Source organism: Actinoplanes sp. HUAS TT8 (assembly GCF_051380535.1).
GTDB lineage: Bacteria > Actinomycetota > Actinomycetes > Mycobacteriales > Micromonosporaceae > Actinoplanes.
In genome coordinates this window covers 1,485,965-1,509,330 of sequence record NZ_CP195646.1, presented here as the reverse complement: position 1 = coordinate 1,509,330, position 23,366 = coordinate 1,485,965, and the positions used below count along the sequence as shown (strand labels likewise).

17 protein-coding genes are annotated in these 23,366 nt (G+C 72.1%); 8 read left to right on the top strand and 9 right to left on the bottom strand.

All coding sequences use genetic code 11. The annotated features are described in order from the left end of the window. Positions 1–29 precede the first annotated feature (29 nt). The 6 genes from ACSHV8_RS06680 to ACSHV8_RS06655 form a co-directional block, all read right to left on the bottom strand. A complete protein-coding gene (locus ACSHV8_RS06680; RefSeq protein WP_436530428.1) occupies positions 30–890 on the bottom strand; it encodes an EamA family transporter in 861 nt (286 codons plus the stop codon). A 4-nt stretch (positions 891–894) separates the two neighbouring features. Beyond that, a complete protein-coding gene (locus ACSHV8_RS06675) occupies positions 895–2,079 on the bottom strand; it encodes an ABC transporter permease (RefSeq protein ID WP_436530426.1) in 1,185 nt (394 codons plus the stop codon). A gap of 7 nt (positions 2,080–2,086) precedes the next feature. Beyond that, positions 2,087–2,761, bottom strand: a complete 675-nt coding sequence (locus ACSHV8_RS06670; protein ID WP_436530424.1) for an ABC transporter ATP-binding protein — start codon at positions 2,759–2,761, stop codon at positions 2,087–2,089. Then, positions 2,758–4,080: an efflux RND transporter periplasmic adaptor subunit gene (locus ACSHV8_RS06665; protein ID WP_436530422.1), complete on the bottom strand. Its 1,323-nt coding sequence runs from the start codon at positions 4,078–4,080 to the stop codon at positions 2,758–2,760. The genes ACSHV8_RS06670 and ACSHV8_RS06665 overlap by 4 nt, the downstream gene beginning before the upstream one ends. A 75-nt stretch (positions 4,081–4,155) precedes the next feature. Further along, a complete protein-coding gene (locus ACSHV8_RS06660; protein ID WP_436536701.1) occupies positions 4,156–4,866 on the bottom strand; it encodes a L,D-transpeptidase family protein in 711 nt (236 codons plus the stop codon). A gap of 276 nt (positions 4,867–5,142) precedes the next feature. Then, a complete protein-coding gene (locus tag ACSHV8_RS06655) occupies positions 5,143–5,967 on the bottom strand; it encodes a CAP domain-containing protein (RefSeq protein ID WP_436530420.1) in 825 nt (274 codons plus the stop codon). A gap of 298 nt (positions 5,968–6,265) precedes the next feature. On the opposite strand from ACSHV8_RS06655, the gene ACSHV8_RS06650 reads away from it, so the two are divergent. From ACSHV8_RS06650 to ACSHV8_RS06615, 8 genes are all read left to right on the top strand, one after another. Further along, the gene (locus ACSHV8_RS06650) at positions 6,266–7,900 is read left to right on the top strand and encodes an acyltransferase family protein (protein WP_436530418.1); all 1,635 of its coding nucleotides are present in this window, start codon (positions 6,266–6,268) and stop codon (positions 7,898–7,900) included. Positions 7,901–8,727: 827 nt separating this feature from the next. After that, on the top strand, positions 8,728–9,264 hold the full coding sequence (locus ACSHV8_RS06645; RefSeq protein WP_436530416.1) for a chemotaxis protein CheW: 537 nt from the start codon (positions 8,728–8,730) through the stop codon (positions 9,262–9,264). Continuing rightward, on the top strand, positions 9,261–10,631 hold the full coding sequence (locus tag ACSHV8_RS06640) for a CheR family methyltransferase (protein WP_436530414.1): 1,371 nt from the start codon (positions 9,261–9,263) through the stop codon (positions 10,629–10,631). Before ACSHV8_RS06645 ends, ACSHV8_RS06640 begins: the two co-directional genes overlap by 4 nt. Beyond that, positions 10,628–11,164, top strand: a complete 537-nt coding sequence (locus ACSHV8_RS06635) for a chemotaxis protein CheW (RefSeq protein WP_436530412.1) — start codon at positions 10,628–10,630, stop codon at positions 11,162–11,164. Before ACSHV8_RS06640 ends, ACSHV8_RS06635 begins: the two co-directional genes overlap by 4 nt. Further along, entirely contained in the window at positions 11,161–12,627 is a 1,467-nt protein-coding gene (locus ACSHV8_RS06630; RefSeq protein ID WP_436530410.1) for a methyl-accepting chemotaxis protein, read from the top strand. The genes ACSHV8_RS06635 and ACSHV8_RS06630 overlap by 4 nt, the downstream gene beginning before the upstream one ends. A 1-nt stretch (position 12,628) precedes the next feature. After that, positions 12,629–14,668 (top strand): hybrid sensor histidine kinase/response regulator, encoded by a 2,040-nt coding sequence (locus ACSHV8_RS06625; protein WP_436530408.1) that lies wholly within the window; start codon positions 12,629–12,631, stop codon positions 14,666–14,668. Then, positions 14,665–15,741 (top strand): chemotaxis-specific protein-glutamate methyltransferase CheB, encoded by a 1,077-nt coding sequence (cheB, locus tag ACSHV8_RS06620; protein WP_436530406.1) that lies wholly within the window; start codon positions 14,665–14,667, stop codon positions 15,739–15,741. The genes ACSHV8_RS06625 and cheB overlap by 4 nt, the downstream gene beginning before the upstream one ends. Next, positions 15,738–17,726: a response regulator gene (locus ACSHV8_RS06615; RefSeq protein ID WP_436530404.1), complete on the top strand. Its 1,989-nt coding sequence runs from the start codon at positions 15,738–15,740 to the stop codon at positions 17,724–17,726. Before cheB ends, ACSHV8_RS06615 begins: the two co-directional genes overlap by 4 nt. A 6-nt stretch (positions 17,727–17,732) precedes the next feature. Here the strand turns inward: ACSHV8_RS06615 and ACSHV8_RS06610 are convergent, their stop codons facing one another. From ACSHV8_RS06610 to ACSHV8_RS06600, 3 genes are read right to left on the bottom strand one after another with little or no spacing between them, the layout of a single operon-like run. Further along, on the bottom strand, positions 17,733–20,030 hold the full coding sequence (locus ACSHV8_RS06610; protein WP_436530402.1) for an N-acetylmuramoyl-L-alanine amidase: 2,298 nt from the start codon (positions 20,028–20,030) through the stop codon (positions 17,733–17,735). 57 nt (positions 20,031–20,087) lie between these two features. Beyond that, positions 20,088–22,598 (bottom strand): FtsX-like permease family protein, encoded by a 2,511-nt coding sequence (locus tag ACSHV8_RS06605; protein WP_436530400.1) that lies wholly within the window; start codon positions 22,596–22,598, stop codon positions 20,088–20,090. Then, complete coding sequence (locus ACSHV8_RS06600) at positions 22,595–23,362, bottom strand: ABC transporter ATP-binding protein (protein ID WP_436530398.1); 768 nt, start codon at positions 23,360–23,362, stop codon at positions 22,595–22,597. The genes ACSHV8_RS06605 and ACSHV8_RS06600 overlap by 4 nt, the downstream gene beginning before the upstream one ends. Positions 23,363–23,366: the final 4 nt, after the last annotated feature.

Genomic DNA, 23,366 nt, shown 5'->3' with positions numbered 1-23,366 from the left:
TTCGGCGCGGCCCGGCGAGACCTGAGTGTTCAGACCGTCGCCGGTTCGCGCTCCGGGGTGGGTCGGCGCGCGAGCGTCACGCCGACGCTGGCCAGCGTCACCAGCAGCAGCGCGGCCAGTTCGACCGGGCCGAGTCGCTGCCCGAGCACGAGCAGACCGGCCAGGGCGGCCCCGGCCGGTTCCAGGCTCATCAGGATGCCGAAGACGCGCGTGGGGATGCGACGAAGAGCGTTCAGTTCGAGGCCGTACGAGATGACCGACGACAGCAGCGCGACCCCGGCCGCCCCGATCAGCAGGTGCGGGTGGTCGAGGACCGCGCTCGCCCCGCCCAGCCCGAACGGGGCGACGAGCAGCGCGGCGATCGCCAGGGAGACGGTGAGGCCGCCGACGCCGGGGATGAGCGCGCCGACCCGGGCGCTGAACACGATGTACCCGGCCCAGCACAGCCCGGCCGCCAGCGCCAGCAGCAGCCCGCCGAGCGGCGCCGACCCGCCCGAGTGCAACCCGAGCAGCACCACGCCGGTCGCGGCCGTGGCCGCCCAGAACAGGTCGGTCAGGCGGCGGGTCTGCACCAGGGCGAGCAGCAGCGGGCCGATGAACTCGACGGTGACCGCGGTGCCGAGCGGGACGCGCTGGATGGCGTAGTAGAAGACCAGGTTCATGCCGGCCATGAACAGGCCGAGCAGCGCCGCGGCCCGCCAGGCGGCGAGCGACCAGGTCCACACCTGGGGCCGGGTGAGCAGGCCGAGGATCAGGGCGGCCAGGGACAACCGGAGGAACGTGACGCCGGCCGCGCCCAGGTCGTCGAAGAGGGTACGGGCGATCGCGCTGCCGAACTGGACCGAGGCGATCGCGGTCAGGACGAGGAGCGGCGCGGGTACCCGTTTCATGCTGTTACTCCGTTCGCAGGGCCACCACCGGATCCAGGCGACCGGCCCGCTGTGCTGGGACGACGCCGAAGATAATGCCGACCGCGGCCGACACCCCGAAGGCCAGGGCCATCGACCACCAGGTGAGCGCGGCCGGGACCGGGCTGAGCCCGTCCACCAACAGTGCCGCGCTCGCGCCCAGGAGCATGCCGAGCACTCCCCCGGTCGTGGTCAGAAGCACCGCTTCGAGCAGGAACTGGACGCCGATGTCGCGCGGGCGGGCGCCGACCGCCTTGCGCAGGCCGATCTCCTTGGTCCGCTCGCGCACCGACACCAGCATGATGTTGGACACCCCGACGCCGCCGACGAGCAGGCTGATCCCGGCGATCGCGGCCAGGACCCCGGTCAGCACGCCGAGGATGTCGCCGAGCACGCCGAGGATCTGCTCCTGGGTGACCGCACTGAAGTCGGTGTCCGGGTGCCGGTCGGTGAGCGTGGCGACGACGTCGCGGCCGAGCTGGTCGATGGTGTCGCGGTCGGGCGCGCGGATCGCCAGGCCGTCGATGCGGTCGGTGCCGAGGAGCCGCTGCGCGGCCGTCACGGGTACGTGGACCTCACCGTCCCGGTCCACGCCGAGGCTCTGCCCGAGCGGCTCGAACGTGCCGATCACCCGGAACCGTACGCCGCCGATGGTGATCTGCCGCCCGATCGGGTCCCGGTCGCCGAAGAGCGCCCGGGCCACGCCCGCGCCGAGCACCGCGACCCGGCGGCCGGTGCTGACGTCGGTGCGGGTCAGGTAGGTGCCGCGGTTCAGTTTGCGGACGAAGACCGACGGCGTGGTCTCGAGGACACCCTGCATGCTGGCGAAGGCCGACTGCTTGCCGGCCCGGACGGTCTCGCCCGAGGCGATCGTCACGGCGACCCGCGACCGGTCGCCGACGACCCGGCTGACCGCGTCGGCGTCGTCCAGGGTCATCGGGGAGCTGGTCGGCGCGGCGCCGGCGGTCAGCTTGCCCGGCACGACGATCAGCAGGTTGCTGCCGAGGCCCTCGACCTGCCGTTCGATCTGCTGTTTGGTGCCGGTGCCGATCGCGACCAGGGCGACCACGGCGGCGACGCCGATGACGACGCCGAGCATGGTGAGCAGGCTGCGCAGGCGGTTGGCGCGCAGCGCGTCGAGGGCGACGCGCCAGGCCTCGGCGACCCTCATGCGGCGCTCACGTCACGATCAGCCCGTCGCTCATCACGATCTGCCGCCGGGCCCGTGCGGCCACCTCCCGGTCGTGGGTGACCAGCACGACCGCGACGCCCTCGTCGTTGAGCGATTCGAGCAGCGCGAGGATGGACCGGCCGGTGGCCGAGTCCAGGTTGCCGGTGGGCTCGTCGGCCAGCAGCAGCGACGGGCCGGTGACCAGCGCCCGGGCGATCGCCACCCGCTGCTGCTCGCCGCCGGAGAGCTGGTTGGGCCGGTGGGTGATCCGGTGCGCCAGGCCGACCCGTTCGAGCATGGCGGCGGCCCGGGCCCGGCGCTCCTTGCGGCCGATCCCGCGGTAGACCAGCGGGAGGCCGACGTTGTCCTGCGCGGTGGTCCGGGCCAGCAGGTGGAACGACTGGAAGACGAAACCGATCGTGGTGTTGCGCAGCTCGGCCAGCTCGTTCGGGGTGAGCGCGCCGACGTCCCGGCCACCGATCAGCAGCGTGCCGGTGGTCGGCCGGTCCAGCCCGCCGAGCAGGTGCATCAGCGTCGACTTGCCCGAGCCGGAGGTGCCGACGATGGCCACGTAGTCAGCCGGCTCGACGGTGAGCGACACCCCGCGCAGCGCCGGCACGGCGAAACCGTCGAGCTGATAGGTGCGGGTCACCTCGGTGGCGACGATCGCCGCGGCGGTCACGGCACCTCGTCGCCGGGCTTGACCCGGTCGGTGCCGGCCACGACGATCGGCTGACCGGCAGAAACACCAGAAATTATCTGTACGGTGTCCTCACCCTGCACGCCCAGCCGCACCGGCACCGCCTCATAGCGCCCGTCCCGCACCGCCCAGACGCTGTCCCGCCCGTCCGCGCTGACCACGGCCGACGCCGGCACGGTGACCGCGTCCGCGGCCTGGCGCACCCGGAGCCGGATCACCGCGCTCATCCCGGGCCGGGGCACCGGCGCCGCCCCGCTCCCGTCCGTGTACTCACCCTTGCCCAGGTCGAGCCGCACCCGGTAGGACACCCCGCCCCGGGCCGAGGTCGTCGGCAGCAGGTCCACCGAGCGCACGGTCGCCGGATAGGCGGCGCCGGTGGCCGCGTCCAGCTCGACGTCGGCCTTCACACCGGGCTTGACCAGCAGCACGTCGGTCTCGTCGACCTCGGCCGACAACCCGAGCCGGCCGACGTCGACCACGGTCAGCAGGGCGGTGCCCGGGGTGACGTAGGCGCCCTTGAAGATCGACGTGTCCACCCCGTCCGAACTGGTCGTCGTCGGGCCCGAGCCGACCAGGGCGGACAGGTCGGCCGGGGCGGCGGCCGGGGCCGGGCCGCCGAACTGGACGACCCCGGCGACCGGGGCGCGCAGCGTCAGCGCGTCGACGGCCGCATCGGCCAGGTCGAACGCCTGCTGGGCCTGGATCCGCTGGGCCCGCGACAGTGACGAGACCGCCTGGCCGAGCGAGGAGACACCGCGCTGAACCGCGCTCACCGCGGCGGCGGCCGCGTCCGAGGCGGCCCGGTACTGCTCGCGGGCGGCGCCGATCTGCTGCTGCAACGCCGTCCGCAACACCGGGTCGGTGATCTTCTCGGCGGCGTCGGCGGCCTGCTCGAACGCCTTCGTGGCCTGCTTGTCGGTCGTGTTCTTGACCTGGCTGAACCCGGACGCGCCGCCGCCGAAGGACGACCCGGACGGGATCGCGTCCAGGGCCTTGAGTGCGGCGTCGCGGCGCTGCCGCAGCTCGGGCGAGTCGACGACGGCGAGCACGTCGCCCTTGGACACCCGGTCACCGGGCTCGACCCGCAACTCGTCGACGGTGCCGGCGGCGGGCGAGGAGACGGCCGCGGCGGTGCGGGCGGTGACCGAGCCGGGCGCCTCGACGATCTCGTCGACGGTGCCGACGGTCGCGGCGCCGACCCGTACCCCCGAATCGTTCTCATCGCACGAAGCGGCGGTCAGCAGGAGAAGCGCCAGGGAGCCGCCGAGGATCAGCGCGCCCCGGTCGCGGATGCGAGACACAGAGGACACTCTATGTCGGGAAAAGCGGAACGGGCCGCCCCCGATGGGGGACGGCCCGGGCCTGGCGTCGATGGATCAGGTGCCGGGACGACGCCCGAACACCTTCACGGTCGAACCGATCTTGCCGATGCTGTAGTACTTGGCCGCGTCCTGCTGGAGCAGGTTGACGCAACCGTGCGAACCACGCCACTTGTCGTGGATGTAGGTGGTGGTCTGGTGGAACCCGCGGCCGCCGATGAACCGCTGCCAGTAGGGCAGCCAGACGTGGTACGGGTCGGACCATTCCTTGCGCGTCCGCTTGTTGATCTTGAAGGTGCCGGCCGGCGTCTCGTACCGGTCCATGCCGGTGCGGGTGACCGTCGGCTTGAGGTAGACCTTGCCGTCCTTCATCACCCACGTCGTCTGGTTGGTCAGATCGACGCAGAAGGTGAGGCCCTTCTTGTTGGCCTTGCACCGGGACACGCTCGACGCCGCGAGGCGCTTGGCGACATCAACGGTGGTCGGACCGGCCAGACCCTGGGCCGGCTGGATGCCGAACCGCTTCTGGAACTTGATGATCGCGGCACAGTCGGCAGCCGACTGCTTGCCGTCGACCGTGATCGTCCCGTACCCACCGATCTTCTTGAGGTACGTCTCGACCTGCTTCTGGTACTTACCGGTCGCACAGGACGCGGCGGCCGCCTTCGTGACCACCGTGGTGGCCACCGGCGCGGTCCGCACGGCGGCGCCGGCACTCGCCGGCGTCAATGCGAACGCACCGAGACCGCCGCCCACCACAGCGGCCATGACCGCCGTCGCGAAGCGTGCGGTAACACGTTTCACTGCCAAATCACATCCTCCCCAGGAGTGTCGTCCGCACATCGAAGCACAACCGTCCCGCGAAAACGATCGAGGGAGGGACCGTGACATGAAACCGGGATGCCGATCGGCATCCCGGTTGTCTGCTTGATGTGTTGTCCCGCTCCGGGGAGTTGTGAGTCAGTTACCGCGAGGTTGCTTCACCTCGGGGTCGCTTCATTTCGGGGTCGCTTCATTTCGGGGTCGCTTAACTTCGGGGTCGCTTCACTTCGGGGTGGCGAAGTCCTGGACCCAGTACGGCGTGCGCTCGCCGTCGATCGCCAGACCGACACCCATCTGGTTCAGCTTGCAGTCGAGGATGTTGGAGCGGTGCTCGGGGCTGTTCATCCAGCCGTCCATCGCCTCCCACGGGCTGCCCTGGCCGCGAGCGATGTTCTCGCCGTACAGGCGCCACTGGTAACCCGTGTCACTGACCCGCTCGCCGGCCTTCTCACCGTTCGGCGACTCGTGCCGGAAATAGTCACGGCGGGCCATGTCGGCGGCGTGGCCGTTCGCGGCGTCGATCAACCGGCGGTCGAGGGTCACCGGGGAACAGCCGGACTTCGCCCGGAAACGGTTGACCAGGGCGAGAATCTGCTGCTGGAACGGGGCGGACGGGCTGGAGGAGACGCTGTCGGCGGTGACCGTGGTGCGGGAGGCGGCGATCGGGTCGGCCGCGGCGGCCATGTCGATGCTGCGTTTCTGGGGGGCGGCCTTGATGCGGGTGAGCGGGGTGGGTTTTTCGGTCGGCTTCCCGGGCTTTTCGATCGGCTTCTCGGCGGGCTTCTCCATCGGTTCTTCGGCCGCGGGCGTTTCCGTGGTCGGCGCAGTCGGCGTTGCTGGCACCGCCGGCTCGCTGTCCGAAATATCCGGCATTTCTGGGTCGAATGACGGCTCCTCGACGTCGGAACCGTCATCCAGCGGCATCCCGAAGATGTTGAAGCCGACGAATTCGTCCGGTGGCTCCTGCGCCATCGCGCGCGTCGCGACCACCCCACCCGCCATCAGGGCGGTGGCGGTGACGCCGAGCACAACCAGAGACTTACGCATAACTTCGTCGATCCCCATCCTTCGCGCGCCCCGCCTTCCGGAACGCTCCCGGGGTTGACCAACGTCACAGACGCGGGCGGGTCACTTCGCGATCGCATCGATCCCGGCCCACCATTAATTCGAAGACCATTTATACGTACGGCATGAGCAGCGCAAAGGTCGAACCCGCCCCAGCACACGCGTCGCACAATCGCACCGGATTCCGGCAGACTTCTACCTATCGGGGTAATCCGGTACGGCGGTCTTGTAAACCGACTGACCGTGCCAAAGGGGCACACCCCGTGGCTACGGTTCCTCGGTGCGTAACCGATACCTGGACCTGCTTCGTGCCGCGGCCATCGTCCGGGTGATCATCTACCACCTGTTCGGCTGGTCCTGGCTGTCCATCGTGATGCCCGCCATGGGCGTCATGTTCGCCCTGGCCGGGTCACTGACCGCCGCGTCGCTGGAGAAACGCCCGGCCACCGGGGTGGTGACGTCCCGACTGCGCCGGCTGCTCCCCCCGCTGTGGCTGCTCGGACTCCTCGCCGTCCCGACGATGATCGTCCTGGGCTGGGCCGCCGAGAAGGACGGCGAGCACCCGTTCGCCGTGTGGAAACTGGCCTTCTGGATCCTGCCCCTCGGGGACCCGCCCGGCAGCGAGCTCGGCGTCGACGCCTGGGAACCACTCTGGTACATCCGGGCGTACGTCTGGTTCATCGTTCTCTCCCCGGTGATGTGGTTCCTCTGGAAGAGAATGGGGCCGGCCTGCTGGCTGCTGGTGCTCGCGCCGTTCGTCGCCATCGCCATGCTCGACAAGTCCGGCTTCGAACTGCCGGAGACCGCCGACGTCGTCATGTGGGACTTCGTCACCTACGGCGCATGCTGGGTCACCGGCTTCGCGCACCGCGACGGCCGCCTGCGCAAACTCGCCCCGGCCACCGTCGTCTTCCTGGCCGCGGTCCTGGCCGGCGCCGCCCTCTACTACCAGAACGGCCACCAGGGCGAGGACGCCTGGGACCTCAACGACGTGTCCGAATCCCAGTCGCTGTACTCGCTCGCGTTCGTCCTGCTGTTCCTGCGCTGGCAGCCGAGCATGGCCTGGCTCGGCCAACTACGCCTGCTCGACCGCGCGGTCACCCTGCTCAACGCCCGCGCCGTCACCGTCTACCTCTGGCACAACCTGGCCATCGCCGCAGTCTGGCCCGTCCTGACCTTCCTCACCGTCGACGACCTCGGCCACCTGGAGAAGCCGGTCACCCTCACCCTGACCCTGGTCCTGACCGCCCTCGCCGTCGTCGCCTTCGGCTGGGTGGAGGACGTGGCCGCCCGCCGCCGCCCCCAACTCTGGCCCGACACCACCACCCCACCCACCCCCCGAACCACTCCCACCCGACCCGGCGCCCCCGGACCACACGGCTTCGCCGGCCAACAGGGCACCGTCGGCTCGCCCGGGGGCGCCGCGTCATCGGGCCGCGCCGGGGAGGCCGACCCCACCATCGGCTGGCCCAGCTCCACGACCGGCATCGACCCCTCTGGACAACCCGCCGCCCCGGGCGGCCGCGGGCCCGTCGGCCCCGGCGGCGGCGGGCCGGGCGGCGGCGGGCCGGGCGGCCCGGGCAACAGTTGGCCGGCCGGCCCGGGCGGCAACGGATCCGACGGGATGCGTGGGTCGCGCGACGCCGGGCCCTCCGGGTGGCCGGGCTCGGACCCGGCCGGTGCGATGCCGGCCGGCTGGCCCGAACTGACCCCCGACGGCCAGCCCCACGCCGGCTGGGGCGAAGCCGGCCGCGAAGGCTCACCCATCGCCGGCCGCCAGCCCGCACCCACGGCCCGCCACCGCACCGAGACGGCCTCCTCCCCTACCGAGAAGCTGGAACTCCCCCCGACCGGCAAACCCAAGAAGCGCGACGAGAACTCCCTGATCCCCACCTGGTGGGCCTCGAAGGAGTAACCCCTCAGCCGGTCGGCTCCGGCGAGCGGTGGGCGGCCGCCCGCCGGAGCCGGCCCCACCCCGCCCCGCCACCACGCTCCAGCCACCACACCCCCCACCCGCCCGAAGCAACCCTGACCACCAGCTCACACCCCCCAGCTGGCGCTGACGGTCGCTTCGCACCCCTCAAGACAGCCCTCAACACCAGCTCACACCGCCCAGCTGGCACCCACGGCTGCTTCGCACCCCTCAAGACAGCCGTCAGCACCAGCTCAGTCAGCTCGGCTGGTGATGCGGGCTGTCTCGGAGCCCGAAAGCGACGCTCAGCACCAGCTCACGCTGCCCAGCTGGCACTGAGGGATAGGTCCGAGGGCCTCGAAGTGACCTCCAGCGCCAACCCGACGGGTGCGCACAGGGTGGGCGGCGTGAACGGAGCACGCGGGAACGGATTGCGGCGAGCGCAGGCGGCGGGCGTCGGCTGGCGCGGGCGGCAGTGGCCAGCGGTGGGCCAGCGGGCAGCGGGCAGCGGTAGGTAGCGGGTGACGGGCAGCGGTCGGTAGCGGGTGGCGGTGGGCCCGGGCGGGGGTGCCCAGGAGGTCCGGGTAGCGCGGGTTCGGGGCGGCGCCTGCTGCGCGGTTCGGGGCCGGCCCGGGGCGGGGGTTTGAAGTTGACCTTGGCTTTGGGGCGCCCCCCAAGTTGATTGTCTCGTGGGGCGGGGGTGGCGTGGGGGTGGGCTGTGGACAGCGCGCCGGTGTGGATAACCGCCGGGTCATTGTCGTACCGCAAAAGCCCTGGTAAAAGCGAGCAAAGCTCGCTGAAGGGACGAGATCGGTGGCTAGCCTGATCCTGTGGGGCAGCAAGGGGCTGGGGTGGTCGCGCTGGTCTTCCGGGCCGGGCCGCTCTTCTGCGCGCTCCCCCTTGCCGAGGTGATCGAGTCGATGCGGCCGTTGCCGACGCGGCCGTTGGCGGGTACGCCGCATTATGTCCGGGGGCTGACGATTCTGCGGGGTGAGCCGTCGCCGGTGATCGACGTGACGCGGCTGTTGACCGGGGTGACCTCGGAGGTCGATCGGTATATCGCGGTGCGGGCCGGGCGTGGCCCGGTGGCGTGCGCGACCGGGCCGGTGCTGGGGGTGCAGGATGTGCACGCGATGCCGCCGGACGGGCCGAGCACGATGTTCACCGGGGCGTCGAGGTCGTTGGTGGCGGCGGTGGGCCGGTTCGGGACGGAGCCGCTGCTGGTGTTGCGCAGTATTCGCACGGTGCCGGACGAGGTGTGGGAGGCCGCGGCCCGGGAGACCAGGAGCGCGGCGCCGGAGACCTGGCCGGGTGGGACTTCCGCAGCGGACGAGGACGCGGCGCCGGGGACGAGGGCGGCGGTGTGAGGCCGGATCTGCCCCTCGTACGGTTCCGGGGGATTCTGGAGCAGCGCCTCGGGTGGACCACCTCGGACACCGAGGCGGTGCCGATCCTGCCGGTGCTCGCCGAGCGGGCCGCCGCCCGGCACCTGTCCGAGAGTGATTACCTCAATCGGCTGGCCGGGCGGGATTGGCCGGAGGAGACGGCGGTGCTGGCCGAACGGTTGAGCATCACCGAGACGTATTTTTTCCGGCACGGTGACCAGTTCCGGGCGTTGTCCGAGCGGGTGCTTCCGGAGCGGATTCAGGCGCGGGCCGGGCAGCGGGTGTTGCGGATGCTGTCGGTGGCCTGTTCGTCCGGCGAGGAGGCGTATTCGCTGGCGGTGGCCGCGTTGCGGGCCTGTCCGGCGCGGGACTGGATCGTGTCGGTGCTGGGGATCGACGCGAATCAGGAGATGTTGCGCCGCGCTCGGCGGGCGGAATACTCCGAGTGGTCGCTGCGGGAGACCCCTTCCGAGGTACGGGAACGGTGGTTCCGCCGTACCGAAGCAGGCTTTGAGATCGTCCCTGAGGTGCTCGCGTCGGTGCAGTTCTCGGAGCACAACGTGGCCGGGCCGGACGAGCCGCGCATCTGGCATCCGGGGCGCTACGACGTGATCTTCTGCCGGAACCTGTTGATGTATCTGACCAGGGCGACCGTCGCCGTGCTGCTGGGGCGGATCACCGATTCGCTGGCCGAGGGCGGCGCGCTGTTCCTGGGGCACACGGACACGCTGGGCAGTGATCCGGCCGGGTTCGTGGTGGAGCATTTCGGGGACACGGTCTACTACCGGCGGTCGGCTGTGGTGCCCGAGCCGAAGCCGGTGCGGCCGGTGAGCCGCCCGGTGAATCCGGTCAGGTCCGAGCCGGTGGCCGATCCTCGCGCCCGCACTCTGGAGTTGCTGCGCGACGAGCGTTTCGCCGAGGCGCTGGCGGTCACGGGCGGGGACGACCTGCTGCTCCGCGGGGTTCTGCTCGCCCAGATGGGGCAGATCGACGAGGCCCGCGAGGCGGCGCAGCGGCTGATCGATTCCGGTCGCCCGAGCGCGGACGCGCATCAGCTGCTGGGTGTCTGCCGGGAGGTCGACGAGCCGGAGCGGGCGCACGGGCAGTACCGGCTGGCCGCGTTTCTGGATCCGGCGTTCGCCATGCCGCGGCTGCGGATGGGTCTGATCGCGCGGCGGCGCGGGGACGCGCGGGCGGCCGCCGATGACCTGTCGGCGGCGCTGGAGCTGTTGCCGCGTGAGTCGGAGGAGCGGATCACGATGTTCGGCGGCGGGTTCGGCCGGCTCACGCTGAGTTCGCTGTGCCGGACCGAGCTGGACGCGGCGTTGTCGCGGGGCAGCCGGCGATGACCGACCGTATCCGGTCCCGGGTCGAACGGCTGCGGGCCGATTTCGATCAGTCGTTCGCGGTGCCGTTGCGCACGCTCGACGACGAGGCGGTGGAGCTGCTGGCGATCGGGGTGGGCGGGCGCTCGTACGCGCTGAGGTTGTCGCAGACCTCGGGGCTCTACCCGGACCGGCCGGTGACACCGCTGCCGACGTCGGTCGCGGCGCTGCGCGGGCTGGCCGGCTTCGTCGGGGTGGTGGTGCCGGTCTACGACCTGGCTGCTCTGCTCGGGCATCCGATCGCCGACGAGCCCCGCTGGCTGGTGCTGGCGACCGGTTCGCCGCCGCTGGCGCTCGCTTTCCACCAGCTCGATCACCACGTACGGGTGCAGGCCGCCGACGTGGTGAGCGGTTCCGCGGCGGCGTCGACGCCGCGGGGCTGTCTGCGCGGCATGGTCCGGCTGCCCGGCGGGGATCGGCCGATCGTCGACGTGCCGGCCACCCGCGCCCTGGCCCACCGGCTGGCCGGGCACGAACTCTTGGAGGGGACCACATGATGGAGGGGCACACTTTCGGCCGGAAGATGGCGGCCGGCGTCGGTATCACCGGTCTGCTGACGCTGCTCTCGGTCGTCGTGGCCGTGGTCTGCATGCTGTTCGTGGTGCACGCCAAGGATCGGGTGATCTCGGCGGCGACCACGCAGCTGACCGGCGCGGTCAACCTCAACGGGCTGATGGACAAGCGGCTCAGCGACTACCGGGCCTACATGCTGTACGGGACGACGGAGTTCTCCGACGCGACGGCGCAGGACCGCACCGAGTTCCGCAACCAGCTGAGCGATCTGCGGAGCAATCCCGACGCGGTGGTCCGGAGCCTGCTCGACCGGGTGTCGACGGCCGAGGACAAGCACGCCGAGTGGGTCGACAAGGTGATGGCCGAGCGGGCCCGCACCAAGAATCCCCTGGTCGCGGCGACGATGAACAGCGCCCAGGCGGTGCCGCTGCGCAAGGAGGTGCAGGCCGCGCTGGCCGACCTGATCACCCGGGTCAAGGCCGACGTGATGGCCGACCGGAACCATTCGTCGCGGCAGGCGAACATCGCGATCGCGGTGATCGTGGTGCTGGGTGCGCTGACCACGGCCAGTGCGGTGCTGGTGGCCTGGCGGCTGAGCCGGGATCTGCGGCGTGAGGTGGGGGCCGCGGTCGGGCACATCCAGAGTTCGTCGGCGCAGCTCGAGGCCGCGGCCGCGCAGCAGGCCAACGGCGGGCGGGACCAGGCCAGTGCGATGAACGAGATCACCACCACGATCAACGAGCTGCTGATCACGTCCCGGCAGATCGCCGACAGCGCCCAGCGGGTTTCCAAGATTGCCGAGGACACCGAGGCCGCCGCCCGCAACGGCGACCAGACCATCGACGAGACCCGGGCGTCGATCACCGCCATCCGCTCCCAGGTCGACCAGATCGTGCAGCACATGCTGGCCCTGGGTGAGAAGTCGCAGCAGATCGGCGGCGTGGTCGATCTGGTGTCGGAGCTCGCCGAGCAGACGAACATCCTGGCCATCAACGCGACCATCGAGGCCAGTGGGGCCGGTGAGTGGGGTCGCCGGTTCGCGGTGGTGGCCGAGGAGATCCGGAAGCTGGCCGACCGGACGGCGGCGTCGGCCAAGGAGATCCGGGCGCTGATCGACGACGTCCGGGGCGCGGTGAACACCACGGTGATGGCCACCGAGATCGGGGCCAAGGCGGTCGACGCCGGTTCCCGGCAGTTCGACGCCGCGACCAGTTCGTTCCGGGAGATCGCGCAGCTGGTGTCCACCACCAACGACGCGACCCGGGAGATCGAGCTCTCCACCAAGCAGCAGACCACCGCGGTCGAGCAGGTCAACGTGGCCGTCTCGGACACCGCCCGGGTGTCGCGGGAGACCGAGAGCAGCGCGGTGCAGACCAAGCAGACGGCGGCGCACCTGAGCACTCTCTCCGGCGAGCTGCTGGACATGGTCGGGACGCGGAGCCACTGAGATGCCGGAGAACCGGGATCCTCTGCGCTACTTCCGGGTCGAGGCGCAGGAGCTGGTCGAGCAGATCAGCTCCGGGGTGCTCGACCTGGACCAGCGGCCCGGCCCGGAGCCGGTGGCCAAGCTGCTGCGGGTGGCGCACACGCTCAAGGGCGCGGCCCGGGTGGTGCGGCAGAAGGACATCGCCGACCGGGCCCACGAGTTCGAGGAGATCCTGGTCCCGCACCGGGACGACCCGGCCGGGCTGGCCGCCGACGAGATGCGGGAGCTGCTGCGGCTCAACGACGAGATCAGCGCGCAGGTCGCCGCGCTCTCCCAGCCGCCGCCCCCGGCGCCCGAGACCCCCGCGGCGGCACCGCAGGAGGAGGAGTCGGAGCAGATCGCCCCGCGGGCCTCGACCGAGGATCTGGACGAGCTGCTGGACTCGATCGGCGAGGCCAACGCGCGGATGGCGCCGCTGCGTCTGGGCGCTCACACCCTGGAGAAGCTGCACCGGCAGGCCGAGTCGCTGGCCGAGCAGATGCGGATCGGCCGGGCCTCGGCGACCCTGACCCGCGCGTCGGCCCAGCGGCTGGCCGGCGAGCTGGGCACGGCCGGTCGGCGGCTGATCGACGCCGTCGACCGGATCGAGCGGGAGTTGGAGGACGTGCGGGCCAAGGCCGAGAGCCTGCGCCTGGTGCCGGCCGGTTCGATCTTCACGGCGTTGCGCCGGGCGGTCCGGGACGCGGCTGACGGCGACGGCAAGCGGGTCCGGTTCGCCACCGTGGGCGCCGAGGTGAAGATGGGCTCGCACCTGCTCGGCCCGGTCAGCGCGGCGTTCCTGCACGTGGTCCGCAACGCGGTGGTGCACGGTATCGAGCCGGAGGCGGAGCGGCGGGCCGTGGGCAAGCCGGTCGAGGGGACCGTCACGTTCGAGGTGGAGCGGCGCGGGCGGTTCGCCGCGTTCCGGTGCCGGGACGACGGGCGCGGGTTCGACGTGGCCGAGTTGCGGGCCAAGGCGCAGGCCCGGGGTCTGACCGCGACCGGCGAGGCCGAGGTCCTGGAGCTGGTGATGCACGGCGGGCTGAGCACCTCGAAGGCGGTGACCGAGGTGTCCGGGCGGGCGATCGGGATGGACGTGCTGCGCGACATCGCGGCCCAGCTGCACGGCGAGGTGAAGATCCGCAGTACGGCCGGGGCCGGGGCGCTGGTCGAGCTGATCGTGCCGCTGGCCCTGCTGAGCATGACCGGGCTGCTGGTCGAGGCCGGGGACACGGTCGCCTCGCTGCCGCTGGACTCGGTGCGCGCGTGCGTGCGCCTGAGCGCGACCGAGGCGGCGACCGCGGCGGCCACCGGCAAGCTGGTCTACCAGGACACCGCCGCGCCGTTCCGGCCGCTGGTGGAGACGCTCTACACCGGGCGGTCGGTGCCGGACACGGCCGGGCCGGGCGCGGCGGTGATGCTGGAGGCCGGGGTGGGCACGGTGGCGGTCGGCGTGGACCGGCTGTGCGGGACCCACGCGCTGGTCGCCCGCCCGTTGCCGGACCTGGCGCCGTCGACCCGGGCGATCGGCAGTGTCTCGGTGGACGCCGACGGCAATCCGCGGCTGGTGCTCGACCCGGAGGGACTGGCCGGGGAGATGCTGCGCGGTGACGCCGACAGTCCGCGGGCCGCGGTCGCGTCGATGGCGCCGCCGCTGCCGATCCTGGTCGTGGACGACTCGCTGACCACGCGGATGCTGGAGCGCAGCATCCTGGAGTCGGCCGGCTACCAGGTCGACCTGGCCGCGTCCGGTGAGGAGGGCCTGGAACGGGCCCGGTCCCGGCGGTACGGGCTGTTCCTCACCGACATCGACATGCCGGGCATCGACGGCTTCACCTTCGTCGAGCGCACCCGGGCCGATCCGGATCTGGCCGGGGTGCCGGCGATCCTGGTCAGCTCGCGGGCCAGCGCCGAGGACCGTGATCGCGGCCTGCGGGCCGGGGCCAGCGCGTACGTCGTGAAGGGCGAGTTCGATCAGGAGCAGTTGCTCGCCCACATCCGCGGTCTGGTGGTCCGCGCATGATCCGGGTGCTGGTGGTCGAGGACTCCGCGACCATGCGCTACTACCTGCGTGACGCGCTCACCGAGGACCCGGAGTTGCAGGTCGTCGGTGAGGCGGTGACCGGGGAGCAGGCGGTCGAATTGACCGGGCGGCTGCGGCCGGACGTGATCACGATGGACATGATGCTGCCCGGGATCAGCGGGTTGCAGGCGACCGAGCACATCATGGCCGAGCATCCGACCCCGATCCTGGTGGTCTCGTCGGCTGACCGGCAGGAGCTGTTCAGCACGTACAACGCCCTGGCCGCGGGGGCGGTGGACGTGCTGGAGAAGCCGCGCGGGGACGACTCGGACGCGGACTGGTCGCCCCGGTTACGCCGTACCCTCCGGATGGTCTCGAGGATCCGGGTGATCACCCATCCACGGGCTCGACTCGACGGCCGGGCCCGGCCGGCCGCGCCGCCGCCACCGGCCCCGGTCGCTCCCCCGCCGGTGAAAGAACCGGCGAACGGGTTGGCGCTGGTCGCGGTCGGCTCGTCCACGGGTGGACCGGCGGCGCTGACCGAGCTGCTGCGGGAGCTGCCGCCGAACTTCCGCACCCCGGTGCTGTGCGTGCAGCACATCGCGGCCAGCGAGCAGTTCGCGGTGGCGTTCTCGGACTGGCTGGCCGGGCAGACCGGGCGCAACGTGCGCTACGCGACCGACGGCATCCCGGTGCGCACCCTCTCCGGCCAGGTCCTGCTGGCCCCGCCGGACCGGCACCTGTACATCCGGGACCACGTGCTGCGGCTCTCGGACGGCCCGCCCCGGCACTCCTGCCGGCCGTCGGTCGACGTGCTGTTCGAGTCGGTCGCCGCCGAGTACGGCGGGTCGGCGGCCGGCTGCCTGCTCACCGGCATGGGCCGCGACGGCGCGGCCGGGCTGCTGCAGATGCGCACGCGCGGCGCCACCACGTTCGCCCAGGACGAGCTGACCTGCACGGTCTACGGGATGCCGCGGGAGGCGGTGCTGCTCGGCGCGGCCGTGCACGTGCTGCCGCCGGGCCGGATCGCGCAGCGGCTGGGCGAGCTGAACCCGGTGGTGACCCGCCGATGAGCCCGACCGTGCTGATCGTCGACGACAGCCTGACCGTGCGGATGGATCTCAACGACGCGTTCTCCGACGACGGGTTCACCACGATCCTGTGCGCGACCGGCGCCGAGGCCCGGACGGCGTTCGCGTCGGCCGAGTTCGACGCGGCGATCCTGGACGTGCTGCTGCCCGACGCGGACGGCCTGGAGCTGCTCACCGAGTTGCGTGGTTCGGCCGGGCACGCCGGGGTGGTGACCATGCTGCTGTCGGTGGAGAGCGAGGTCGCCGACCGGCTGGCCGGGCTGCGGATCGGCGCCGACGAGTACGTGGGCAAGCCGTACGACGCCGGGTACGTGGTCGCCCGCACCCGGCAGCTGCTCGGTGACCGGCACAGCTCCCGGACCGGGGACACCCCGACGATCCTGGTGATCGACGACAGCATGACGTTCCGGGAGCAGCTGCGTGAGCTGCTGGAACCCGAGGGGTACGCGGTGCTCATGGCCGCCAGCGGCGAGGAGGGCCTGCGGATGGCGGCCGACCGGCGCCCGCAGGCGGTGATCGTGGACGGGGTGATGCCGGGTATCGACGGGGCCACGGTGATCCGCCGGATCCGGCTCGACCCGGCCCTGCGCGACACCCCGTGCCTGTTGATGACCGCGGCCGACGACTACGCGACCGAGATGCAGATGCTCGACGCCGGCGCCGACGCGTTCGTCCGTAAGCAGCAGGATCTGGCCGTGGTGCTGGCCAAGCTGGCCGCGGTGCTGCGGCAGTCGGCCGAGCAGCTGCCGATCGAGGCGATCGGGAGCCTGCACGGGCCGGGCAAGGTGCTGACCGTCAGCCCGGTCCGCGACGAGCTGGAGGAGTGGGCCGACGCGCTGCGCGCCGACGGGTACGACATCGTCGCCTGCACCGGCGTCGGCGACGCGCTGGAACTGCTGGCCGAGCAGAGCGCCGACTGCGTCGTTCTCGGCCTCGACCTGCCCGACATCCGTGAGGCGTGCCGGCGGATCAAGGAGGTGCCGCAGGTCGGTGAGGTGCCGCTGATCGTCGCCGGTGGTGAGGACGCGATGCTGGAATGCCTGGCGGCCGGCGCCGACGACTACGTGAAGACCGCCGACGTCCCCGAGGGCCTGCGCGTGCACGTGCGCGCGCAGATCCGCCGCAAGCAGACGCACGACGAGTCGCGCCGGATCCGCGAGGAGCTGATGCGCCGCGAGCTGGACGCGGCCGAGGAGCGGGCGGCCCGGATGCTGGCCGAGACCCGGGCCGCGATGGTCGAGGAGCTGGAGTGGCGCAACCGGGAGCTGGAGGCGTTCTCCGGTTCGGTCTCGCACGACCTGCGCGGCCCGCTGCAGGTGATCAGCAGTTTCGCCGAGCACATGCTGGACCAGGCCGACGACGAGGACCTGGGCGAGCAGACGCGGCACCGGATCACCCGGATCCACGCGGCCGCGCTGCGGATGGCCGACCTGGTCGAGTCGCTGCTGATCCTGGCCCGGGCCAGCCGGGGTGAGCTGCGCCGGGCCACGTTCGACCTGTCCGACACGGCCCGTCAGGTGTGCGCCGAGGTGGCCGCCCGCGATCCGCGGCACAAGGTGGAGTTCCGGGTGCAGGAGGGCATGTCCGCCGACGCCGACGAGGGCCTGGTCCGGGTCATCCTGGAGAATCTGATCAACAACGCGGTGAAGTTCACCCGCAAGGTCGAGCAACCGGTGATCACCGTCGGCAACGACAAGGGCGATTATTTCGTACGGGACAACGGCGCCGGATTCCCCGCGGGCAAGGCGGGCGAACTGTTCCGGCCGTTCGCGCGGCTGCACGACGCCCGCGACTTCCCGGGCACCGGCATCGGCCTGACCACCGTGCACCGGGCGGTCGAGCGGCACGGCGGGGAGATCCGCGCCGAGGGTGAGGAGGGGCAGGGCGCCACGTTCTGGTTCACCCTGCCCGGCGCCGACTCGTTCACCGGGCCGGAGCGGCGAGGTCAGCCCCGCCGCTCCGGATAGGACCGGTCAGGCGACGTACGCGAGACCGTCGGCGACCACGGTCGGCCGGCCGCTGGTGCCGGCGACCACGACCACCACGGTGTGCTTGCCCGCGGTGAGCGACCTGGCCCACAGCACCTGGCGGTACTTGGTCGAGCTGGACCTGGTGTCCACGGTGGCGACCTTCTTGCCGTCCAGGTAGATGTCGGCCTTGCCGGTGGCCGTCCCGCGGGAGAACATCAGCGCCGCCGAGCGCCCGGTGAACGCGTACGTCAGCTTGGTGTTCTTCTTCGTCGCGGCCAGGGCCCGCCCACCGAGATAGCTGCTCGACTTGCGGGTCGTCCAGGTGCCGGTCTTCTTGGCCGAGCTCTCGGCGACCAGCGGCACCTTGCGGGCCACCGTGCCGACGCGGCTGTTGCCGGCCACGTCCCGGGCGGTGACCGTGTACGTGATGCTCGCCCCCGGCTTGGCCGTCCAGTACCAGGTCGTGCCGGTCGGCGGCAGGTTCGCCCGCAGCGGCTTGGTCGCGACGACCGTGTAGAGCTTGGCGTTGTCGGCCGCCTTGTAGCCGACCGTGATCGGCAGCGAGGTGGCCGAGGCGGTGCCGGTGCGCAGCACGACCGTCGGGCCGCTCAGGGTGGGCGCGGTCACGTCCGCCGTCACCTTGTACGCAGCGGTCAACGCCGTGCCCCCGGCGGTGTGGGTGGCCCGTACCTGAATGGTGTGGTTGCCCGGGGTGAGGGCGATGCTGCCGCTGGTCCGCGCGGTGCCGGGCAGCGTGGCGGCCACCTTGCCGTCGCGCAGCACCTCGAACTTGGCGATCTGGGCCGACGGTGTCGACACCACCCAGTCGAAGGTGACCGCGGTGCGGACGTAGAAGATGCCGCCGACCGACAGGCCACCGGCCAGTGACTTGCCGTTCAGGCCGGTGATCTGCTGCACCGAGCGGGCCCGGATGGTGTTGAGCTGCGAGTAGAGGTTGGTGCCGGGGCACTCGGTCAGGAACGCGCCCGAGGTGCCCTTCTCGCCGTCCTTGTGGCCGGAGATCCGCGGGAAGCTGACCAGCGAGCCCGGCTTCCAGTACCGGTCGGCGACGCCCTCGGTCATCTGCGCGGTGCTGGTCGGGCTGTAGTTGTAGGCCCCGAGCCGGGCGGCCGCGACCTGGGCGATCGTGGTCAGCGAGGCGTCCGACGGCTTGATGTCCATGTAGTTGCCGAGCAGCGCGACACCGATCGAGGCGGTGTTGAAGCCGACCGTGTGGGCGCCGATGACGGCCTTGGTCACGCCGCCCTTACGGCCCTCGTAGAGGGTGCCGCACTGGTCGACCAGGAAGTTGTACCCCATGTCGGACAGGCCCTTGACCTTGACGTCGTTGACCTGGATGCCGCGGACCACCGAGGCCGACTGGGCGCAGGTGTAGTCGCTGCCGAAACCGGTGTGGTGCACCCACACCATCTTGGCCTCACTGGCGACGTCGATGGCGTACTTGACCAGGGTCTCGTCGGCGTTCCAGCCGGCCCGGGAGACGTAGGCGGGCAGTTGCGCCTTGACCGGGACGGTGGAGGTCGGCACCGGCACCGGGCTGGTCGCCACCGGGGCCGCGCTGGTCGTGGTGGTGACCGGCGGGACCGAGGTGGTCGGGGCCACGGCCGACTCGTCCGGGACCGGCTCGGTGGTCGGCTCGGTCGGGACGTCGGAGACGGCCGGGTTGCTCGGCTCGATCGGGTCGTCGTCGACCGGGGCCGCGCTCTCCGACTCGGACGGCTCGACCGACGGCGACGCGCTCGGGTCCTCCGCGCCACCGCCCTGGCCGCCCTTGACGTCGGGGTCGATCAGGTTGAGCTTGAGCGCGGCGGGCAGCTTGGCGCCGCCGGCGATCCGGGCCGCCACCCCGTCGGACAGGCCGGTCCAGATCGCGTCGGTGGCGCCGTGCACGCGGGCGGCCTCGGCCCGGTCGGCGGCGGCCTCGGCGACCTCCAGGGTCTGCCAGGCCGACCACTTGCCGGTCTTCGCGTTGCGCGACTGCACCTGGATGGCGCCGGCGGGCGCGTCGGCCGGGTCGTTCCAGGAGACGCTGACCATGCTGAACTTGCGGGTGGTGCGCTGGGACAGCTCGGCGCCGCCGGGAGTGGCGCTCAGGTCCAGCGAGTCGAGCTCGGCGTGCAGTTCGGGCTGCTTGGCGTCCGGGTCCGGCGGGATGCTGGAGATGGTCACCTCGGCCGCCGGTGGTCCGCCCTGATCAGGCCAGAGCAGGGCGGTCACGCCCCCGGCGGCGGCGAGCACGGCGACCGCCGTACCCGCCACCAACGACTGTCGCCGATTCATCACATACCCCCGCATGATCTTCGATCTGGCGGCGGTGACGGTACCGTACCGATGTCGCTATTCGGTACCCAGGGCGATAACCGGACTGACCTTGGCCGCCCGCCGCGCCGGGAGCACTCCGGCCAGGGCGGTCAGCGCCACCAGGACCAGGAACGCACCGGCCAGCTGCCACACCGGGACCGACAGCGGGGCATTGACGCCGATCGCCTGCAGAGCCAGCCAGGCGTAGGGAACGCCGAGGGCCAGGCCGAGGATCGCGCCGATCACGCCGTACAGGGCCGACTCGGAGGTGAGCATGGCGCGCAGCCCGCCCCGGGACATCCCGATCGCCCGCAGCAGACCGGACTCGCGGACCCGCTCGACCACCGACAGCGCGGTGGTGGCGCCGACCCCGACCACGGCGATCAGCACGGTCAGCCCGATCAGGCCGAGCGCGATGGCCAGCACGACGGCCAGTTCCGAGTTGAGCTCGTCGCGCTGGTCGGCCAGCACGTTCACGGTGAAGTCGCCGTTGCCGCCGCTGATCGCGCGCATCGCCCGCAGCGCCTCGGTCCGCGCGCTCGCCCCGTCGGCCGACGCGTCGGCCAGCATCCCGGACCAGCCCGCGCCCGCCCCCATGGCGGTCAGGTCGGCCGGCTTCACCAGCAGCCCGGCGTGCAGCGGGGCGTCGTCGCCGAGCACCGCGACCACGGTCAGGCTCACCGACTTCTTCCCGTTCTGCACCTCGACGCTGTCGCCGACCCCGAGGTTGCCCATCTCGGCCAGGTAGCGGGCGAGGACCGCGCCGCCCGGGCGCAGGTCGTCCACCGAACCGGACCGCACGTCCAGGTCACGCAGCCGGGGCAGCGCGCTCACGTCCAGGTCGGTGATCGCCACCTGCTCGAACTGCCCGACCTTGGCGGTGCCGAGCCGCCGGTACGGCGTCACCCGGGTCAGTTCCTTGCTGCCCTTGGCCCGGTCGATGAACTCGTCCGGCAGGACCGTGCCCTCGCTGCCGGTCATCTCGAAGTCGGCCGGGGCCGACGCGGCCAGTTCCCGGTTGCCCAGTGCCCGGATCGACGCGCCGCCGACCAGCACCCCGGCGACCAGGGTGACGCCGAGCGCGACGACCACCGACACCGCGGCGGCCCGGCGCGCGCTGCCACCGACACCGCCGACCGCGAGCCGGCCGACCGGGCCGAGCCGGCGCAGCGGCCAGCCGGCCACCACGAGCACCGGCCGGACCAGCACCGGGCCGAGCGCGATCAGCGCCACGAAGGCGAGCGCGCCGGAGGCGACCACGGCCAGCAGCATCGTCTGGGCGTCGTAGTTCTCCTCGTTCGGGGTGGGCAGGTTGACGAACACGTACCCGGCCAGGGCCAGCGCCGCGGCCAGCGGCAGCAGCCCGGCGATCCAGCGCAGCGCGCCGATCCCGGTCCGCGCGCCGGTGCCGGCCGCGGTCCGCAGCGCTTCCAGGGGTGCGACGCGGGAGGCCGAGACGGCCGGGGCGAGCACCGCGACCACCGAGATCACCACGGCCAGCAGCACCGTGCCGACCGCCGGCAGCACCGGCACGCCCGGGCTCAGCACACTCGTGAACCCGAAGGCCCGCGCCACCGCCGGTACGAGATGACCCACCCCGAGCGCGGCCAGGACCCCGGTCACGCCGGTGACCAGCCCGGTCAGCGCACCCTCGGCGGCCAGCGCCCGGAACGTCGCGCCCCGCCCGGCGCCGACCGCGCGGAGCAGCGCGAGCTGCCGCATGCGCTGGGCGAACACGATCCGGAAGGTGCTGGCGGCGATCAGCCCGGCCGCGGCGACGGCGATCGCGACGAACATGCCGACGACGGCGAACAGCTGGTCGATCTGGGTGGCGGCCCGGCGGGCCTCGTCGAGCCGGACGTCGGCCCCCGTGGCCACCTCCGGCCGCTCGTCCGCCTTGTTGGCGGCGAACACCGCGGTGATCCGATCGCGGACCGGACCGGCGTCGGTGCCGGCGTCCACGTCGACGTCGACCTGCTGGATGTACGGGTCGGTGCTCAGCGCGAGCACGCCGGCGGCCGGGGCGTACGCGTCGTACCCGAAGTCCTCCGGCGGTGTGACCACGCCGACCACCTTGAGCGCCACCTTCTTCCCGGTGCCGGGGTCAATGGTCGCGGTCGAGCCCACGCTCAGCCCGAGCAGCTGGACGGTACGCGGGGTCACCGCGATCTCCCCGTTCGCGGCCGGATAGCGGCCCTCGGTGACGCTGACCAGCGCGAGCGGCCCGCTTCCGGGGTCGGAGGTGACGTTCAGGTACTGCCCGCCCATCTGCGAGCCGATCCCGAGCCGGGCCGCGGTGCGCGACACCCCGGGGATCGCGTTGATCGCGGCCAGCTGCTTGTCGTCGATGGCCCCGTTGCGGATGACCAGGTCGGCCGCCTCCGGGGTGCCGCTGAGCCCGGCCAGGACGCTGCGCTCGGTGATCTGCTGGGCCAGCACGGTCGCGAAGACCACGAACGACGCGACGAGCACGGCCAGGCCGGTGAGGAGCAGGCGCGACGGGCGACGGGCGACCCCGGCCAGCTGCGTACGCAGAACGGTGTTCATCGGGCCGCCGCCAGTGACTGAAGTGCGTCGGTGACCGACGCGATGTCCGGGTTGTGGATCTCCCCGGCGAGCCGGCCGTCGGCCAGCAGCACGACCCGGTCGGCGTAGGCGGCCGCGCCCGCGTCGTGGGTGACCATCACGATCGTCTGCCCGAGGTTGCGGGCCGAGTCGCGCAGCAGGCCGAGCACCTCGGCGCCGGAACGGGAGTCCAGGTTGCCGGTCGGCTCGTCGGCGAAGAGCACCTCGGGCCGGGAGACCAGCGCCCGGGCCAGCGCGACCCGCTGCTGCTGGCCACCGGAGAGCTCGCTGGGCAGGTGCCCGAGCCGGCCGGCCAGCCCGAGGGTGGTGACCAGCCGGTCCAGCAGTTCGGCGTCGGGCTTCTTGCCGCCCAGGTCCAGCGGCAGGGTGATGTTGCGCAGCGCGGTCAGCTGCGGCAGCAGGTTGAACGACTGGAAGACGAAGCCGATCCGCTCCCGGCGTACCTTGGTCAGGACCTTGTCGGACTGCTTGGTCAGGTCGCTGCCGCCGAGCAGCACCTGGCCACCGGTGGCCGTGTCCAGGCCGGCCAGGCAGTGCATCAGGGTGGACTTGCCGGACCCGGACGGGCCCATGATCGCGGTGAACCGGCCGCGCTCGAAGCCGACCGTGACGCCGTCGAGAGCGCGTACCGCGGTGTCGCCGGAGCCGTACACCTTCACCAGGTCGACGGCCGCGACCGCCGCGAGGGCGTCGTGGCCGGGGGACGGCGGGGACTGCGTCTGCATGGAA